Below are 17,491 nucleotides of genomic sequence, written 5' to 3'. Positions count from 1 at the left end.
TCGTTGACGATTAAGAGCAAAGAGGAGCTATATCAGGCTTATCTTCCTTATATAACAAATGGTGGCTTATTCATTCCCACGCTTCGTTCCTATCATTTGGGTGAAGAGGTGTTCATGTTGCTGGAGCTAATGGAAGAGGGCGACAAAATACCTGTTACTGGTAAAGTGGTATGGGTAACACCAAAAGGTGCGCAAGGTGGTCGAACTCCTGGTATTGGAATTCAGCTGTCATCTGATGACGCTACCTTAGTAAACAAAATTGAAACCTATCTGGCTGGCGCACTTAATTCTGATCGTAAGACAAACGCACTTTAAGCGCTTAAGCCCAAAACTGTCCAAATACTCCCATGTTTATAGATTCCCACTGTCACCTGGACAAGCTGGACTTGTCTCCCTATGCAAATAATTTTGATGCGATGTTACAGGCTGCTGAAGAGCGTAAGGTCGGATCAATGCTCTGTGTATCGATCTCGATGTCGCAGTTTCAATCGATGCATAAGCTTGTAGAGCCTTACAAGCATATTTTTAGCTCTGTAGGTATACATCCGCTGCATGCTCATGAAGAGCAGGCAACGATTGATGAGCTCATTGTTGAGGCTTCAAAAGCTCGTGTGGTCGCTATAGGGGAAACGGGTTTAGATTATTATTACTCCACTGATACCCATCAGATACAGCAGGAAAGTTTTAAAACCCATTTATTGGCTGCGGGACAGTTAGGTTTACCTGTCATTGTTCATACCCGAGATGCAAGGGAGGACACTCTCAGTATGATTGAGGCCTATGGTAACCCTGAGTCGGCTGGTGTTCTGCACTGTTTTACTGAAAGCTGGGAGATGGCTAAAGCCGCGTTAGATATGAACTACGTTATCTCTTTCTCCGGGATAACGACGTTTCGAAATGCTCAGGAACTCAGAGATGTGGTTAAGAATGTACCATTAGAGAGCATTCTGATTGAAACGGATGCACCGTATCTGGCACCCGTACCCCATCGTGGCAAAAAAAATGAACCTAAGTATGTAGTGGAAGTGGCCCAGTGTATTGCTGATCTTAAGGGTGTTTCTCTTGAGGCGGTTGCTGAAATTACTACAGAAAACTTCAAACGTGTGTTTTCTAAAGCAGATATCTGATCATGTATCACTACCCGCCGGTTAATTATATTGAGCCTGTATTTCGTCCACCGAGTGAGGCAAATTCACTCATACTGCAGGTGACTAATGGTTGTAGCTGGAATAAATGTACGTTCTGTGAAATGTACACTTTGCCGCAAAAGAAGTTTAGGCCAAAACCACAGCAGGAAATTGAGGCGGAGATTAAAGCCTGTGCCGCTCAGCTTGGTGCTGTTAGGCGGGTTTTTCTCGCCGATGGTGATGCGATGGCATTATCCTTTAAGCGCCTTAAAGAGATTCTGTTGGCAATTAAAACGCATCTTCCGACTGTTACAAGGGTTTCTTCCTACTGCCTGCCGAGAAACCTGAATAATAAATCGGTAGAAGAGCTGGCTGAGCTGCGTGAGTTGGGGCTACAGCTTATGTATGTTGGCGCAGAGAGTGGTAACGATCAGGTCTTAGAAAAGATCATCAAGGGGGAGACTTATCAATCCACACTTGATGCGCTGATGAAGATAAAGCAGGCGGGTATGAAGTCGTCTGTAATGATCATTAACGGCATGGGTGGTTCTGTTTACAGTAAACAGCATGCGCTTGATTCGGCAAGATTAGTTAATGCTGCGCAGCCGGACTACTTGGCAACATTGGTGTTGTTTTTCCGCGAGGGTGAAGAGCATTTCATCAATAATTTTGGCGGGGATTTCAAGGCCTGCAGTCAACGAGAGCTGATCGAAGAGATGCAGGTGCTTATCTCAGAGCTAAATCTGGAACGAACGGTATTTAGAAGTGATCACGCCTCAAATTATTTAGTGCTAAAAGGTGTATTGGGCCGCGATAAGCAAAAATTACTATCCATGATTGATGGCGCTCTAAATTACTCAGATACGGTTTTTCTCCGTAGTGAAAAGGGGCGAGGCCTTTAATTTGCCAGCTAGATAGTGGGTTTTCCTTCTAAAGTTCAGATTTTTAGCACATATTAAGGACCAGAGAAGTAATTACTTTGTTATCTTTTGTGTTTATACTTTGGTATAAATAAAATTCTTTTGAAATATAAGAATATTACCAGAGGTTATAAGCATGAGACGTCCTGTTCGAATAGCGGTAACTGGCGCTGCAGGCGCTATTAGCTACAGCTTGTTGTTTAAGATCGCTGCTGGCGAAATGATGGGTAAGGATCAGCCCGTTATCCTTCAACTGATAGAACTTCCCCATGCAATGGATTCCCTCCGTGGTGTTGCAATGGAATTGATGGATTGTGCTTACCCTCTGCTTCACACAATCACTCTGCATGACAATGTTGAAGATGGTTTTAAAAATGCTCACTATGCGTTATTGGTGGGCGCTAAGCCGCGTGGTCCAGGCATGGAACGTAGCGACCTTCTTGAAGAAAATGCGCAAATCTTCGCGCGTCAGGGTAAAGCACTTAATGACTATGCTAACCGAGATGTTAAAGTTCTCGTAACAGGCAACCCGGCGAATACTAATGCACTGATCGCCAGCCGAAACGCGCCTGATCTAAGTCCGTCTCAGTTCACCTGTCTAACCCGCTTGGACCACAACCGTGCTAAGGGTATTCTCGCTAATCACTGCGGTGCTACGACTCGAGATATCGGAGGTATCATGATCTGGGGTAATCATTCCCCAACTCAGTATCCGGATCTTCATCAGGCAACGATCCTGGGTAAACCGGCGATGTCGCAGATTGATACAACCTGGTACCGTGATGAGTTCATTCCTAAAGTGCAAAAGCGTGGTGGCGAGATTATTCAGGCGAGGGGGCTTTCCAGCGCAGCTTCAGCAGCCCAGGCCATTGTCGATCAGATGCGTGATTGGGTGCTTGGTACTGAACCTGGTGAGATCATCAGCATGGGTATTCTTAGCGACGGTAGCTACGGCATCGCAAAAGGGATCTTCTACTCTTTCCCGGTTCGTTGCAACTATGGTCGCTACCAGATCGTTCATGATATTGAGCTCAATGAGTTTAGCCGTCAGCGCTTAACTACAACAGAGCAGGAGCTTCTGGATGAAAAGGCCGTTGTTGACCATCTGCTACCTAAAGAAACTGAGGCCTCTCATCAGAACTTGTCTATCTGCCTTCGTTCCGGTGTCACTTTATTCGCAGATGATACTGGACCGGACTCAGATTCTAAATTCATGACCACAAACCGTGTAATGTAAGTTTGATTCTCTGCTGAATCTGCTAAAGTGCCTCTTCAAGTGAAGAGGCATTTTTTATGGTTGAGATACTTTCTGTCCGTACGGGTAGGCAGGGCTTATTTGAATTTACCCATCAGTTGCAGGATTTAGTTGGGCGTTCCGGGGTCAAAGAAGGTCTTTGTAGCCTACTTGTTCAGCACACCAGTGCCAGCCTGACAATCCAGGAGAATGCCGACCCCTCGGCCAAAGATGACCTTGAAAACTGGTTAAATCGATTAGTACCTGAAAACGACCGTTTATATACGCATATCTTTGAAGGTGCAGATGACATGCCTGCGCATATCAAGAGCGCTTTAACGGCAACCACGTTAAGTATTCCTGTCTTAAATGGCAGGTTGTGCTTGGGTACCTGGCAGGGCGTGTATTGTTGGGAGCATCGGCATCAGGCCAGAAGCCGAAATATAGCGGTACATATTGCATAAAAAAGCTGCCATTCGGCAGCTTTTTTTATTCTTAGAAATTCTTTTACTCTTAGAAATCTTCGCCGGTATCCATTGGCGTGATACTTTGTAGCATCTTGAGCAGGTCCAGCAGGATGATAAGGATGCTGTTGTAGTAGCAAACGCCCTGAACGAAACGTTTGGTTGTTTCTTCGCCAGTGGCATTTGGAGCGCGGTCGATATCATTTTGCGGTAGGTTGATTACTTCATCGACACTATCAACGACAAGCCCTACGACTTCTTGCTCGTTGTATTCAACGACAATAATTCGCGTATCATCATCGGGTGTATGAGGGCTAAGGCCGAACATCTGGCGTGTGTCGATAACGGTTACTACGTTACCACGTAGGTTGATAATGCCGAGAATGAAATAGTCAGAGCCAGGTACAGGCGTAATCTCACTGTAGCGCAGCACTTCCTTTACCTGAATAACATCTACACCGTAGAGTTCATTATCGACTTTGAATGTAGCCCACTGATGGTATACCACTTCATCTTGATTACTGCGTTTAGCGTCATCTGCCTGCTGATGCATTACCTGTTCGGCCTGCATAGCTTTTAGTTGTTCTGCTGCTGCTTCTAAACCCATAGTGTTCTACCTGTGTCGTTACTACTATACAAAGATCGTTAGTGCCTGGTGAGCATAAAACCCTTCGAGTATCCCACACCTTTATTAAGCTTGAAAGTATGGAAGTCATTTAAACCTAAGCATAGACTAGCATCGTGATGGATTAAATATGATTTCCAAAAATATTTAATCATTTCAGCCAGATGCAGATGTTCGTCAAGTTATAGGCAATTATCAGGTTTCGGTAAGCCGGCAATTTTCGCAAGAAGCTTTGCAGGGCTACCTGGAAACAGTTTCATCAGGTAAATGCTCTTGCCTTTATCTGCACCGTATTTCAACTTTACCGCCTTAATTAGCGGGCGCATGGCTGGTGAAAGCTGATAAGTTGCGTAAAATTCGCGGATTAAGTGAATAAGCTCCCAGTGTTCGGGCGTCAGCGATAAACCTTCATCTGTAGCGATTTGATCTGCAACAGACTCATTCCAGTCATTAAGGTTTTTGAGGTATCCCTCTTCATCTAACTCAAGCATTAGAACCAACTCACTACTTTTTCTGCTTCACAGCTTAATCTTACAAAGCCTTTATCGTCGACCTGTTCGATGTCAGTTCGAATTCTCGACGAAAGACCGCGGGCTTCAATATCGCAGACAAGAGCATAGGTGCTCTGTTTTAGGTCCTTAGAATCAATCCAGGATTCACTGTGTGGCAGTGCGTTATAAACGCCATCTTCAATTAATAGGATCTGATCACCATCAGACAATGTGCTTAGCATACGCTCTATAAGGGCGGTGTTTTGCTGTGTTTTATTGAGTAGATGTAAAGTCATATCAAAATGTCAGTACAGTGGAATGTTGTTTGATAAGCTCAGGTAATCGATCATTTTCAATCACCTGGACAGGTAAAGCTAAATCGCTCTCTTGCAAACCACTGTTTATGAGGTCGTTTCGGGTAACGTAGATACTATCAACGTCATACATAGGTAGGGCTGATAACATCGCTTCTAATGTTTTTTGACCAACCGCGCTGCCGTTTTGTTCTTTGGTGAGCTGGTATACCCCATCACCTGCAAAAAGAAGGGACACTGGCATATCAAAGATTGAGCAGGTGAGTACTACATCGAGAGATTCACGTGCAGATGCTGAACCATAGGGAGCACTCTGATTTAAGACTAAAACCGATCGTTGAGCATTCATCATTAGCCTCCGAATGTTACGACTCTGTCTGAAACCGCTATGGCCTCAGCAAGTTGACCAAGGCCAGATAACTCAAAACGATTCTCCAGGTTCTGCGCGTTTTTCTCATATCGCTTCTGTTCATTTGTGTCCAGAACTCCACGTTTTACCGCTGCAGCAATGCAAACGACCAGATCCAGGTTGTGTTCAGAGGCCAGCGCTTGCCACTCCACAGGAAGGCTTTGCTCATCCTGTGGAGGGGAGATCAGGGCGTTAGCCGTCAAAACGGCATCAGAATAAAAAAACACCCTGAACAGCTCGTGACCTTCTGTGATCAGCGTACGAGCAAAGCGAAGTGCTGTGCTACTCGATTGAGATGTAAAAGGGGATGATTGGATGACGATGGAAAATTTCATAGTTGAACGCCAGATATAAAAAAGCCCCGCTATTCTAGCAAAGAAAGCGAGGCTTTTTGACGTAAAGTTAGTGATCAGTCGTCACTTAATACACCCACTAGACTAAGCAGATGAATGAATAGGTTGTAAATGTTCAGGTACAAGCTGACAGTTGCCATGATGTAGTTGGTATAAACGCCATTCACGATATTGCTTGTATCGTAAAGAATGAAGCCACACATCAGTAGTACTACCAAAGCAGAAAATGCAAGGTGAAGTGCACCAAGTTCAATGCCAAATAGAGGTAGGACGAAGAGCGCAACCATGGTGATCAGTGCAACCATCATACCCGCAGCCAGAAAACCGCCCATAAAACTGAAGTCTTTTTTGCTGGTAAGGACGTATGCAGAGAGGCCAAAGAATGTGAGGGCGGTAGTTCCAAGAGCAGTCATGATGATCTGGCCACCATTTGCCATTGCTAGATAATGGTTAAGTAACGGTCCGAGACCGAACCCCATCATGCCTGTAAACAGAAATACTAGGGGTAGTGCTGCCGCACTGTTCTGCTTTTTATTAAGAATAAACAGCATTACAAAGCTAAGAACGAAACTGCCGATGTAAACAATAAACGGCATCTGCAGCGCCATTGAAATACCGGCAGTGATGGTGCTAACCACCATTGTCATTGCCAGAAGCATATAAGTATTGCGAATGACTTTATTCGTCTGAAGAACGGATTGTTCAGAGCGAGTATCGTAAGTATTAACGGTACGCATTTTGTCCTCGAGAAAATTTCCCTGTTAGATTAACTCTATATATAAGCATTTTACTCGGTTTTTCAAGTTGTCTTTACAACAAAAATGGCGAGCGTAGAATCTGCCTCCTATTTTATCCAGGCGAGAATGATATGTCAGAACTCGACATTCTATTTGAAGATGATCACCTTATTGCAATCAATAAACCAAGTGGTTTGTTAGTTCATCCAAGCTGGGTAGCGCCTCGGGGTACGCCTAATCTGGCATCGATGCTCAAAGTATATTTCGAGGGAGGCAGCCCTTATACGATCCATCGTTTGGATAGGCCAACATCAGGTGTGATTCTGTTTGGAAAGAGTAAAGAGGTCGCACAGAAGATGAACCTTATTTTTGCCGAACGTGACGTGAGTAAAACCTACCTGTGTATGTGCCGTGGCTATACTCCAGAAGCCGATACGATTGATTATGCGTTGAAAGAGCAGCTGGATAAAATTGCCGATAAGCATGCAAATCAAGATAAGGAAGCCCAGGAAGCGGTTTCTCACTATCGCCGTTTAGGTACAGTAGAGCTCGATATTCCGATTGGCCGTTATGATAAATCTCGATATTCGCTGGTAGAGGTTAAGCCTGAAACAGGGCGTAAGCATCAAATAAGGCGACATATGAAGCATATTTTTCACCCAATAGCGGGTGATACCAAGCATGGCGATAACAAGCATAATAAAATGTTAAAGCAGAATTTTGATTTGCAGCGATTAATGTTGATGGCCACGAATATCCAGTTTACCCACCCAATAACCCAGGAATTTATGGATATTACTGCGCCCGTTGATAGTTATTGTGATGAGCTGTTTGCTGGATTTGGCTGGAAAGGACTTTTTCCTGATTCGCTTGTCGATTCGTAGTGTTCTGTCCAGAATAGTTATAAATCAAAGGAGGTCGGTTATGCGGGTACGAAATTTACTATTAGGTCTGCTGTTGCTAATACCGTTCAATCTATTAGCGGCTGACACTAAAACCAAAACTAATGAAACGTCACTCCTGCATTACTCTGGAACACCCATCGAAGACCCTTTTTGGTTTAAAGATAGCTTCTTAGAGCTTGCTGATGACATTGAGGAGGCAGAGGAAGAGGGTAAGAAGCTGCTTGTATACTTTCATCAAGCCGGTTGTCCCTATTGCTTTAACTTTGTTCAGCAATCTTTACTTGACCCTCAGTTGAGCCAATTCATTCAGGAAAACTTTGATGTTCTCGCACTGAATTTGTGGGGGGATCGCGAGGTTACCCTTCCAAATGGCGATGTACTTTCTGAAAAAGACTTGGCCAAGCAGTGGAAAGTACAATACACCCCGACGTTAATATTTTTCTCCGGAGAGCCCGAGCCTGTCCTGAGGATCGATGGTTATCGCAGCAAAGAAGTCACGGCTAAAATATTTGACTATGTCTTAACTGGCGATACCGAGGCTTCACTCGCGCAGCGTATGATTACGGCTAATCCAAATGAAAGCTTGTATCCATCTGCACGCTTTAAACACACATCTGACCTGTCTATAGTTAAATCGGCAAAGCCTGTTGCGATACTATTTGAATATCCTGGTTGCTCTGATTGCGATCAGCTTCATCGACGCGTATTGTCTCGAACCGATACTGATCAACAGCTAGATGCATTTGATACTTATCGCGTGGATGTGTCTTCTGATACACCTATTACCACACCTGGCGGCGAGCGTTTGTCACCTAAAGAATGGGCAGAAAAATTGGGTATTACATTCTTCCCAAGTACGCTGCTTCTGGATACGAATCTAAAAGAGCAATTCAGGGTGGACAGTTATGTGCAGTCTTATCATTACAATACTGCATTGGAATATGTCAGCAGCAAAACTTATGAGCGTTTGCCTGAATTTCAGCGCTACATCAATGAAAGGGCTGATCGCCTCAGAGAAAGCGGTAAAAAAGTCGTTATTACCCAGTAATAGTGCGGGCTTAGGCTGTTTTTTTAGTAAAAGCTATGCTCTAATCGCGCTTTATTTTAACCAACAAATTGCACAGACCGACGGTTAGGTTGTTAATGAGCAAAGAACAAAATGTTGCTGAACTGATTCAGCAGAAAAGCGGCAATATTCGTATTGGTATTATTGGCGCAATGGATGAAGAAGTGGAGCTGCTAAAGGGCTCGCTTTCTGATCGTGAGGACCACGAAATTGCGGGTTACCACCTACATACTGGTAAGTTGCATGGCAAAGATATTGTTCTGCTCAAATCTGGAATTGGCAAGGTCAATGCTGCCATAGGTACAACAATTCTACTTCAGACATTTAAGCCAGATTGTATCATCAATACAGGTTCTGCTGGTGGTTATGACCCTAGCCTAGAAGTGGGTGATATTGTCATCTCATCTGAGGTGCGTCATCACGATGTTGATCTAACTGTGTTTGGTTATGAGTACGGTCAGGTTCCACGCCAGCCTGCGGCATTCTCACCTGATGCAACTTTGGCTGAAGTTGCTGAGCGTTGTATTGCGCGTATGGAAGGGATGAAAACGACACGTGGCTTAATCTGCACGGGTGATCAGTTTATGAATGATCCCGAGCGTGTTGAGCGCAAGCGTAAATTATTCCCGGAAATGAAAGCAGTTGAAATGGAAGCAGCTGCTATTGCGCAAACCTGTTTGCAATTTGATACGCCTTTTATCGTAATTCGAGCGCTTTCTGACATCGCTGGTAAAGAATCTGGCGTGTCATTCGACCAATTTCTAGTGACTGCTGCTAAACATTCGGCTGAAATGATCATCGCAATGATTGATGAGTTAGCCGTCAGCTGATACAAATAGGGCCTTTGTAATTACTTTATTTATAAGGGCCTTTATGACTTCCTCTTTTTACCCTCCTGTACGGACACTGATGGGCCCAGGTCCGTCTGATGTTAGCCCGCGTGTATTAGCCGCTATGGCTCGCCCAACTATTGGCCACTTAGATCCTGAATTCATCCGCATGATGGATGAAGTAAAGGGTATGCTAAAAAAGCTGTTCAAAACTGAAAATGAATTAACGTTGCCGGTATCTGCCCCTGGATCTGCAGGCATGGAAGCGTGCTTTGTGAACCTGGTTGAGCCAGGTGATAAAGTTATCGTCTGCCAGAATGGTGTGTTTGGCGGTCGAATGAAAGAAAACGTCGAGCGCTTTGGTGGCGAATGCATTCTTATTCAGGATGAATGGGGCACGCCCGTTGATGTCGAAAAAGTTAAAGCCGCTTTTGCTGAAAATGATAACGTAAAAGCGCTCGCATTTGTTCATGCTGAGACCTCTACAGGTGTTCGCTCGGACGCTAAATCACTCTGTCAGATTGCCCATGATAACGGTGCTCTGGCCATTGTTGATGCGGTGACTTCTCTCGGTGGTATTGATGTCGATGTAGATGGCTGGGGTATTGATGCAATCTACTCAGGTACGCAGAAATGTCTTTCTTGCCCACCAGGTATCTCGCCAGTGAGTTTCAGCGATAAAGCGGTAGAAGCGGTTAAGAATCGTAAAACAGCTGTGCCTAGCTGGTTCCTTGATAAGAATCTGGTGATGGGTTACTGGGGTGGTTCAGGTAAGCGCGCTTATCATCACACAGCGCCTGTTAACTCTTTATACGCACTCCATGAAGCGTTGGTAATGATGGAGGAGGAGGGTCTGGAAAATGCCTGGGCTCGCCACCAGAAGCTTCACAATGCGCTGCGAGCAGGTCTTGAAGCAATGGGTATTGGCTTTCTGGTTAATGAAGAAAGTCGGTTACCTCAGCTAAACTCGGTCCTAATTCCTGAAGGTGTTGATGACGCTGCGGTGCGAACTGCGCTGTTGCAAAACTATAACCTGGAAATAGGTGCAGGCCTGGGTAACCTTGCTGGCAAGGTATGGCGTATTGGTTTGATGGGTACTGCGTGTACTCAGCGAAACGTTATGCTTTGTCTTGATGCACTGGAGAACACGCTGGCTGCTATGAACGCACCTATTAAAACAGGTGTTGCTGCTCAAGCTGCTGCTGCGGTGCTCGCAGAATAAGTGTTGTGATCGTTCCTTAAGCGCTTTGGCTGGTTATAACCTGCCAATAGCGCTTAATTTATTAATTGCTCAATCTTCTTAATTGAATCTTCGCTATCCCACTCCCTTTCGCCGAGAATGGTTTCTACCAGCTTACCTTGTTTATCGATGAGTAGTGTCATCGGCAGTCCACGTATACCAAACTCACGAAATGATCTGCTTTTCTGATCAAGAAGGATCGAAAAGGTAATCGCTTCGTCCAGCTCCATCAGAAAACTGGATACAGTTGTTGCAGATTCACCGGCATTGATCGCTACAATTTCAAAGGGTTGATCAGTTAAATGGGTTTTAAGCCTTTGCATTGATGGCATTTCACGAATGCACGGAGGGCACCAGGTTGCCCAGAAGTTAAGAAGAATAACCTTGCCCTTAAACTGCGAAAACTCAACGGTTTCCTGCTCTGCATTCTCAAAGCTTAGCGAATAAAACTCCTGATTACTCTTTGCGTAGCTGGCTTGAATCATCAGAAGGGCGGTAATGGCAAGAAGCTTAATTAACTTCATGTTTTCTCTCAGGCTTAAGGAAGTGCAAGAATAACAAATTATCAGCTCTATGGTCTTTGTCTGCGCATGATTTATACTCAGAGCTCTTTTAACAGAAACAGTTCAATAACAACCAGAAGTTTCGCGCAAGGATATTTATGAAAGTTGCATTTATCGGTTTAGGCGTAATGGGATATCCAATGGCAGGTCATTTATCAAAGGCTGGCCATGATGTAACAGTATTTAACCGTACGACAGCTAAGGCAGAAGCCTGGTCTGAGGATTATAAAGGTGCATTCGCAGTTACCCCGGCCGAAGCCGCAAAGGGTGCTGACATTGTCTTCACTTGCGTAGGTAATGATGATGATTTGCGTGAGGTGACTTGTGGAGATCAAGGTGTCTTTAATGGCATGACGGAAGGATCTATCCTGGTAGACCATACAACGGCCTCAGCTGAAATCGCGCGTGAACTTGCTTCATTAGCAGCGGATAAAGGTATCGGCTTTTTAGACGCGCCCGTATCTGGCGGTCAGGCAGGTGCTGAGAACGGCGTATTAAGTGTTATGGTCGGTGGTGATCAGGCTTCTTTTGATAAAGCGGAGCCAGTGATGGATGCTTATTCAAAGTCAATCCGTTTACTGGGTGAAGCGGGAGCTGGTCAGTTAGCGAAAATGGTTAACCAGATATGTATCGCAGGTCTGGTCCAGGGGTTAGCTGAAGGGGTGCATTTTGCAAAACGTGCAGGGCTGGATGCTGCACAGGTCTTTGATGTCATTCAACATGGCGCTGCGGGTTCCTGGCAGATGGTTAACAGGCATCAAACCATGATCGACGACGAATATGATTTCGGTTTTGCTGTCGATTGGATGCGCAAAGACCTTAACATCGTGCTCGATGAAGCTCGTAAGAATGGTGCGCGTTTACCTATAACTGCAATTGTTGATCAGTTTTATGCTGATGTTCAGGAGATGGGTGGTAACCGCTGCGATACGTCTAGCTTATTGATGCGCCTGGAAAAACGTGAAAAGTAGTTAAAAGCCTTATTTTATATAAGGTTTTTGTGGGCGATAGGTGCATAGACAGGCTGGAATTTGTCTATATAATTGCCGCGATATTAAATCTATTACTATTAAAATATCGAGGACAGTTCTATGGATAAATACAGCATGATCTCTGCTGCACCAAGCCTGGTAATCGTTGCTGCAATGATTATCGGTACAGTCGTTGCGGTTGGCGTACTGAAAAAGGTAATTGCAAAAGACGCTGCAGCAGCAGAAAGCAAGTAATTGCGAATACCGGATTATTGGTTCTCAATAGTCCGGTTCTTCCTACCAATCGATCTACCAATCGTTGTTAAGTACGAACCCTCTATCGATCTCCCGAGCTGAACTGTCTAACCGTCTAATTAAGCATGGCTGCTTAAGCGATATCATCTGCTCTGTCAGTGCATCAAAGTTCATTAGCCCGGTTTCAGAAAACCTAAGCCAATAAGGCTTTCTCAGTATCTGATACTGAAAGTCACCTTGAATCTTTTGCAGGTTTTTAGCGTAGATCCACCAGCCCTTTAGATGGTGTTTATTGATCGTCGGGTGAAGCTGTTGGGCGGGCTCATCCAGGGGGTGAAATAAATAACCCTGGATCAGCAGGGCCCTGGCCGAGGGAGATATTTCATGCTGGTGGCAGGTGCGTAATCCGTCGTTTGTCTCTGAAAGGGGGAGTTGGTGTTCCAGCATTCGTTGCCATTTGATATCCAGTCGATCTCGTTTGCCTGGGCCGATAAAGTCACTGAGCTGCTCGCCTGAGCCGACTCGTAGATAGAATTTAATCGCGCATTCAAGGTGGAAATCTTTTTCACTTGTTCGACCAATAAAGTCAAACTCACCCAAGGTCTTTTTGTTCTTCGTGACAACTATATTTCTTTTTAAATCAATAACCTTTGTGGACTTATTGATAAGGTGGTTAACGCAATCTTCGTAGTATAATCCCAGCTTGTGCTGTGAAGTAGGAAGGTCTTCATGGTCAGTTGTATGATCATTAAGATACCTAAGAAGATCTACACCAGAACAGAATGGTTCTGGTATGTTCATCAGTGAGGGTGTGGATTGAATCCAAAAAAGATCTTCTTTCATATTAATTATCTAGTTACATGTTTCTTATAAACCCTTAAAGTATTGCCAAACTTTAGTAGCGACGAAAGATTATGAGCCGAAAAAATAACACTGGATTACCACTTAGTGAACAGGATCGGGAAGTTGTTCTGACAGAATCAGACATTAATACCATTCTGGTAAACGGCGCTCAGATTTCACTAACCAAGCTGCGCCGTGCGCAGAATACTGACGCACAGCTCTGTTATTACGCTGAGATCGGAGTCTATCTGGAAGTTTCTTTGTCTCGAGGTGCAGGTATCACCGACGAAACTATGTCCGCACTCGAGGAAATTCATCGTATCGCGACTCACGAATACATGGATTCGCGTAAGCTCTCTGCTAAGGCTGAAGATTGATCTGTGAGTGACAGCCAAATTGACAGTACTTTTGATTCAGCGGCTTTTCTAAAGCAGTTAACCAAAAGGCCGGGCGTTTACCAGATGTATGACGCCCAAGAGAAACTTCTCTACATAGGTAAAGCGAAAAACCTGAAGAATAGGGTCAGTAGTTATTTCCGCGCTACCGGTCTTAGTGTGAAAACCCGGTCACTTGTTTCAAAAATCGCTGATGTTCAGATCACGGTAACCAACAGCGAAACAGAAGCGCTTCTGCTTGAGCAAAACCTGATCAAAGAGTATCGCCCGCCTTACAATATCCTTTTACGTGATGATAAGTCTTACCCTTATATCTTTATCTCAGATAAAGATACTTACCCGGCGGTACGTTTCAGCCGTGGAGCCAAGCGAAAAAGCGGTAAATACTTCGGGCCTTATCCAAGTGGTGGTGCGGTAAGAGATAGCCTTAATCTATTACAAAAAATCTTTCGTATTCGGCAGTGTGAAGAGAGTTTCTTTAAGAATAGATCACGCCCTTGTCTCCAGTACCAGATTAAACGTTGTACCGCGCCTTGTGTGGAAGCTATTTCGCCGCAGGAATATCAGGAAGATATTAAGCATGCGGCTATGTTTCTTGAAGGAAAAAATAAGGCTGTAATGGATGAAATTGCTCAAGAGATGGAGGCCGCTTCTGAGCAGCTTAACTTTGAGCAAGCAGCGCTTTATCGCGATCAATTGGTGAGTCTGCAAAAGGTTCAGGAACAGCAGTATGTTACAGGGCTACAGGGTGATGCTGATGTAATAGGCTGCGATCTCCAGCCGGGTGGTGTATGCCTGCATATGCTGTTTGTGCGTGGTGGTCGGGTAATTGGCAGTAAATCCCACTATCCGAAAGTGTCCATTGAAGAAACCCGAGATGAAATTGTCTCGGCATTTATAGCCCAGTGGTATCTGGGTGCTCAGCGTGAGATACCTGCCTATATCATTACGCCTTTCGAACTATCGGATGAAGATTGCCTTAAGGCTGCTCTTGCAGAGGCCAGGGACAAGAAAGTTGCGCTCTCACATAATGTGAGAGGTGAACGATCTGGTTGGCAAAAACTGGCGCAAACTAATGCCGAGCAACAGTTGTCCAGTTATCTTGCTAATAAAAAGAATATCTACAATCGCTACCTTGAACTGCAGGAGCTCCTTGGCTTAGATGATATTCCTACTCGCCTTGAATGCTTTGATATTAGTCATAGCTCAGGTGAGGCGACCGTAGCGTCTTGTGTCGTATTTGATAAAAACGGACCACTTAAGTCAGATTATCGCCACTTCAATATTGAAGGAATTACTCCGGGTGATGACTATGCGGCCATGTATCAGGCTTTGCATCGACGTTACAGCAGGATAAAAAAGGAAGAGGCTAAGCTACCTGATCTTCTCATTGTTGATGGTGGTAAGGGGCAGGTAACTCAGGCAATGGAAGTGCTTGATGAACTACAAATTGCTCAGGTCCTGGTTATTGGTATAGCGAAAGGCCCGACACGCAAGGCTGGCTTTGAAGTGCTTATTTCAGGTGATACAGGTGATGAAACTGTTCTTGAAAACGACTCGGGCGCTTTACACCTGCTGCAGCATATTCGCGATGAAGCACACCGCTTTGCCATAACAGGGCATCGCGCACGTCGCGGCAAAGCGCGAAAACGTTCTGTTCTGGAAGATATTCCGGGTGTTGGACCGAAGCGCCGTCGTGAATTACTTAGACATTTTGGTGGTATTCAAGAGATACAGCGCGCGAGTGTTGAAGAAATTGCAAAAGTCTCTACCATAAGCCTAACAATCGCCGAAGAGATCTATTCGGCTCTCCACCCGGATCTGTAATACGAATGAAGCTACCTAATATACTAACCAGTCTGCGTATCCTGCTGATACCTGTATTTGTTCTTGTTTTTTACCTGCCTTATGACTGGGCTCCATTGGCCACAGGCTGTGTCTTTGCTATTGCAGGCTTCACCGATTGGCTGGATGGATTCGTCGCTCGTAAGTTAAACCAGACATCGCCGTTTGGCGCTTTTCTTGATCCCGTCGCAGATAAATTGATGGTAGCTATTTCACTTGCGCTACTGGTTGAGTCCTATAACAATATCTGGATTACTATTCCTGCTATCGTCATCATCGGCAGAGAGATCGTTATCTCTGCACTACGTGAGTGGATGGCAGAGATAGGGCAGAGGGCAAGTGTTGCCGTATCCTATATTGGTAAGCTTAAAACTGCTCTGCAGATGTTGGCGATCATGTTGATGGTTGTAACTGAGCCCTATACCAATATCTCCTGGGCAGGAATTGTTGCGCTCTATCTTGCAGCCATTCTTACTTTATGGTCTATGTATCAGTACCTTAGAGCTGCTTGGCCAGTCTTATCTGAAGAGATGTAAGTGGTTAATAATTAAGCAAAAAATTTTTTCTATTACGGTGTTGACATATAGAGTCGGGTCTCTATAATACGCACCACTTGCTACGGCAGAGCGGGAATAGCTCAGTGGTAGAGCACAACCTTGCCAAGGTTGGGGTCGCGAGTTCGAACCTCGTTTCCCGCTCCAAGTTCTGACTTGCAAGTTCTATAGAGGCGCGGTGGCAGAGTGGTCATGCAGCGGACTGCAACTCCGTGTACGCCGGTTCGATTCCGACCCGCGCCTCCATTTCTTCTTCGCCCGGGTGGTGAAATTGGTAGACACAGGAGACTTAAAATCTCCCGAGCGCAAGCTTGTACCGGTTCGAGTCCGGTCCCGGGCACCATTTCAGCCACTTCCGCGGTTAGCGTAAAATATCTTCTTTGAAATTAATCTTCAGTAAAATAATAACTTACTGCTGATTGCAGCTTTGTTCTCCTCCGGTTATCTTTCTAAATAAGCTCAAACTTTTAAATGACTATTTGAGCACGTTCTACATTCTTGAAGCAGGACTCAAGGGGTAAGCGAATGCATGTTGAAGTGCTTCTCGTCGATGATGAAAAGGATATCCTCAAGGCACTTAGCCGAATTCTTCGGCGAGCGGGTATTACATCTGCTTCGAAGGACTCTGCTGAAGCCGCTTTAACCTGGTTGGGATCTAACCAGGCTTCACTGATTGTCTCTGATTTTCGTATGCCTGGGCTTTCAGGGACAGAGTTCCTGGCTAAAGTCGAAGTACAATGGCCGGAGACGGGCAGGATTATTTTGAGTGGCCACGCTGACTTTGACACTGTACTAAAAGCTGTACATACAGGAGTCGTTCATAAATTCCTGGCTAAACCCTGGAACAATCAGGAATTTATTGAGCACATAAAAACCTCTTTAGCCTCACAAAGTAACCCGAGTGCGCCTTCCGCTGTTCAAGAAGATGCCCCTGAAGATCTAAGCTGTGACATTCAAGATCCGTCAGAAATTAAACTTCAAGTTGCCCTGGATACTGTAGTTGACGGCATAGTCAGCATAAATTCCCGGGGCATAATGCTTTCGACCAATGCATCGATGGAGCGAATCTTTGGCTATAAGTCGGTGGAGATGATCGGAAATAATGTATCCATGTTGATGCCGGAGCCTTATCGTAGTCAGCATGATCATTACTTGAGCCAATATAAGAAGCCAGGGCTTAAAGGCATATTAGGTAATCAAAGGCGCTTGGTAGGCCTCAGAAAAGATGGTGAAGTTTTCCCTATAGAGTTAAGCGTCAACAGCATGGAGCTGGACGTGAAACGCAGTTTCTTGGGATGATCACGGATATTAGCCGGCGAGTTAAAGCTGAAACCCAAAATCAGTTACTCC

The 17,491-nt window shown here is 44.9% G+C and carries 23 protein-coding genes and 3 tRNA genes; 18 read left to right on the top strand and 8 right to left on the bottom strand.

What is annotated here, in order from left to right:
- The 5 genes from MED92_RS01215 to MED92_RS01195 all read left to right on the top strand — a co-directional run.
- Window positions 1-315: PilZ domain-containing protein (locus MED92_RS01215; protein ID WP_007019636.1), on the top strand; the 315-nt coding region annotated here is incomplete at its 5' end.
- Window positions 316-347: 32 nt separating this feature from the next.
- Window positions 348-1,127 (top strand): TatD family hydrolase, encoded by a 780-nt coding sequence (locus MED92_RS01210; RefSeq protein ID WP_007019635.1) that lies wholly within the window; start codon window positions 348-350, stop codon window positions 1,125-1,127.
- A gap of 2 nt (window positions 1,128-1,129) precedes the next feature.
- Window positions 1,130-2,029: a radical SAM protein gene (locus tag MED92_RS01205; protein ID WP_007019634.1), complete on the top strand. Its 900-nt coding sequence runs from the start codon at window positions 1,130-1,132 to the stop codon at window positions 2,027-2,029.
- A gap of 154 nt (window positions 2,030-2,183) precedes the next feature.
- Window positions 2,184-3,284 carry a malate dehydrogenase gene (locus tag MED92_RS01200; RefSeq protein WP_007019633.1) on the top strand — a complete coding sequence of 367 codons (1,101 nt, stop codon included), beginning with the start codon at window positions 2,184-2,186 and terminating at the stop codon, window positions 3,282-3,284.
- Window positions 3,285-3,340: 56 nt separating this feature from the next.
- A complete protein-coding gene (locus MED92_RS01195; RefSeq protein ID WP_007019632.1) occupies window positions 3,341-3,745 on the top strand; it encodes a secondary thiamine-phosphate synthase enzyme YjbQ in 405 nt (134 codons plus the stop codon).
- 49 nt (window positions 3,746-3,794) lie between these two features.
- Here MED92_RS01195 and MED92_RS01190 read toward each other — a convergent pair whose 3' ends face one another.
- From MED92_RS01190 to MED92_RS01165, 6 genes are all read right to left on the bottom strand, one after another.
- Window positions 3,795-4,352: a chemotaxis protein CheW gene (locus MED92_RS01190; protein WP_007019631.1), complete on the bottom strand. Its 558-nt coding sequence runs from the start codon at window positions 4,350-4,352 to the stop codon at window positions 3,795-3,797.
- 200 nt (window positions 4,353-4,552) lie between these two features.
- Complete coding sequence (locus MED92_RS01185) at window positions 4,553-4,861, bottom strand: TusE/DsrC/DsvC family sulfur relay protein (protein ID WP_007019630.1); 309 nt, start codon at window positions 4,859-4,861, stop codon at window positions 4,553-4,555.
- The gene (gene tusB / locus MED92_RS01180) at window positions 4,861-5,157 is read right to left on the bottom strand and encodes a sulfurtransferase complex subunit TusB (protein WP_007019629.1); all 297 of its coding nucleotides are present in this window, start codon (window positions 5,155-5,157) and stop codon (window positions 4,861-4,863) included. Before tusB ends, MED92_RS01185 begins: the two co-directional genes overlap by 1 nt.
- A gap of 1 nt (window position 5,158) precedes the next feature.
- The gene (tusC, locus tag MED92_RS01175) at window positions 5,159-5,527 is read right to left on the bottom strand and encodes a sulfurtransferase complex subunit TusC (RefSeq protein WP_083774872.1); all 369 of its coding nucleotides are present in this window, start codon (window positions 5,525-5,527) and stop codon (window positions 5,159-5,161) included.
- Window positions 5,527-5,919, bottom strand: a complete 393-nt coding sequence (tusD, locus tag MED92_RS01170; RefSeq protein ID WP_007019627.1) for a sulfurtransferase complex subunit TusD — start codon at window positions 5,917-5,919, stop codon at window positions 5,527-5,529. Before tusD ends, tusC begins: the two co-directional genes overlap by 1 nt.
- 74 nt (window positions 5,920-5,993) lie before the next feature.
- Window positions 5,994-6,674, bottom strand: coding sequence for a Bax inhibitor-1/YccA family protein (locus MED92_RS01165; protein ID WP_007019626.1), 681 nt, complete (start codon window positions 6,672-6,674; stop codon window positions 5,994-5,996).
- A 131-nt stretch (window positions 6,675-6,805) separates the two neighbouring features.
- Between MED92_RS01165 and MED92_RS01160 the strand changes: the two genes are divergently transcribed.
- The 4 genes from MED92_RS01160 (at window position 6,806) to MED92_RS01145 (ending at window position 10,697) form a co-directional block, all read left to right on the top strand.
- Entirely contained in the window at window positions 6,806-7,558 is a 753-nt protein-coding gene (locus MED92_RS01160) for a tRNA pseudouridine(65) synthase TruC (RefSeq protein ID WP_007019625.1), read from the top strand.
- Between the two features lie 40 nt (window positions 7,559-7,598).
- Window positions 7,599-8,627: a thioredoxin family protein gene (locus MED92_RS01155; RefSeq protein ID WP_007019624.1), complete on the top strand. Its 1,029-nt coding sequence runs from the start codon at window positions 7,599-7,601 to the stop codon at window positions 8,625-8,627.
- Between the two features lie 95 nt (window positions 8,628-8,722).
- Window positions 8,723-9,475 carry a 5'-methylthioadenosine/S-adenosylhomocysteine nucleosidase gene (gene mtnN, locus MED92_RS01150; RefSeq protein WP_007019623.1) on the top strand — a complete coding sequence of 251 codons (753 nt, stop codon included), beginning with the start codon at window positions 8,723-8,725 and terminating at the stop codon, window positions 9,473-9,475.
- A gap of 43 nt (window positions 9,476-9,518) precedes the next feature.
- On the top strand, window positions 9,519-10,697 hold the full coding sequence (locus MED92_RS01145) for a pyridoxal-phosphate-dependent aminotransferase family protein (RefSeq protein WP_040661407.1): 1,179 nt from the start codon (window positions 9,519-9,521) through the stop codon (window positions 10,695-10,697).
- Window positions 10,698-10,750: 53 nt separating this feature from the next.
- On the opposite strand, the gene MED92_RS01140 is transcribed toward MED92_RS01145, so the two are convergent.
- Complete coding sequence (locus tag MED92_RS01140; protein ID WP_007019621.1) at window positions 10,751-11,239, bottom strand: TlpA family protein disulfide reductase; 489 nt, start codon at window positions 11,237-11,239, stop codon at window positions 10,751-10,753.
- Window positions 11,240-11,376: 137 nt separating this feature from the next.
- Between MED92_RS01140 and MED92_RS01135 the strand changes: the two genes are divergently transcribed.
- Window positions 11,377-12,249 (top strand): NAD(P)-dependent oxidoreductase, encoded by an 873-nt coding sequence (locus tag MED92_RS01135; protein ID WP_007019620.1) that lies wholly within the window; start codon window positions 11,377-11,379, stop codon window positions 12,247-12,249.
- Between the two features lie 120 nt (window positions 12,250-12,369).
- A complete protein-coding gene (locus MED92_RS19295; protein WP_007019619.1) occupies window positions 12,370-12,504 on the top strand; it encodes a hypothetical protein in 135 nt (44 codons plus the stop codon).
- A gap of 54 nt (window positions 12,505-12,558) precedes the next feature.
- On the opposite strand, the gene MED92_RS18315 is transcribed toward MED92_RS19295, so the two are convergent.
- Window positions 12,559-13,347 (bottom strand): DUF1853 family protein, encoded by a 789-nt coding sequence (locus MED92_RS18315; protein ID WP_007019618.1) that lies wholly within the window; start codon window positions 13,345-13,347, stop codon window positions 12,559-12,561.
- Between the two features lie 71 nt (window positions 13,348-13,418).
- On the opposite strand from MED92_RS18315, the gene MED92_RS01125 reads away from it, so the two are divergent.
- From MED92_RS01125 to MED92_RS01095, 7 genes are all read left to right on the top strand, one after another.
- Window positions 13,419-13,724 carry a hypothetical protein gene (locus MED92_RS01125; protein ID WP_007019617.1) on the top strand — a complete coding sequence of 102 codons (306 nt, stop codon included), beginning with the start codon at window positions 13,419-13,421 and terminating at the stop codon, window positions 13,722-13,724.
- A gap of 3 nt (window positions 13,725-13,727) precedes the next feature.
- Window positions 13,728-15,569 carry an excinuclease ABC subunit UvrC gene (gene uvrC, locus MED92_RS01120; RefSeq protein WP_007019616.1) on the top strand — a complete coding sequence of 614 codons (1,842 nt, stop codon included), beginning with the start codon at window positions 13,728-13,730 and terminating at the stop codon, window positions 15,567-15,569.
- Between the two features lie 5 nt (window positions 15,570-15,574).
- Window positions 15,575-16,123 carry a CDP-diacylglycerol--glycerol-3-phosphate 3-phosphatidyltransferase gene (gene pgsA, locus MED92_RS01115; RefSeq protein WP_007019615.1) on the top strand — a complete coding sequence of 183 codons (549 nt, stop codon included), beginning with the start codon at window positions 15,575-15,577 and terminating at the stop codon, window positions 16,121-16,123.
- Between the two features lie 90 nt (window positions 16,124-16,213).
- Window positions 16,214-16,288, top strand: a tRNA-Gly gene (locus tag MED92_RS01110).
- A gap of 25 nt (window positions 16,289-16,313) precedes the next feature.
- Window positions 16,314-16,387, top strand: a tRNA-Cys gene (locus MED92_RS01105).
- Window positions 16,388-16,397: 10 nt separating this feature from the next.
- A tRNA-Leu gene (locus tag MED92_RS01100) sits at window positions 16,398-16,484 on the top strand.
- 182 nt (window positions 16,485-16,666) lie between these two features.
- Window positions 16,667-17,440, top strand: a complete 774-nt coding sequence (locus MED92_RS01095; protein WP_007019614.1) for a response regulator — start codon at window positions 16,667-16,669, stop codon at window positions 17,438-17,440.
- Window positions 17,441-17,491 lie beyond the last annotated feature (51 nt).

The organism is Neptuniibacter caesariensis, from assembly GCF_000153345.1.
GTDB lineage: Bacteria > Pseudomonadota > Gammaproteobacteria > Pseudomonadales > Balneatricaceae > Neptuniibacter > Neptuniibacter caesariensis.
This window is presented reverse-complemented; position numbering and strand designations above follow the sequence as displayed.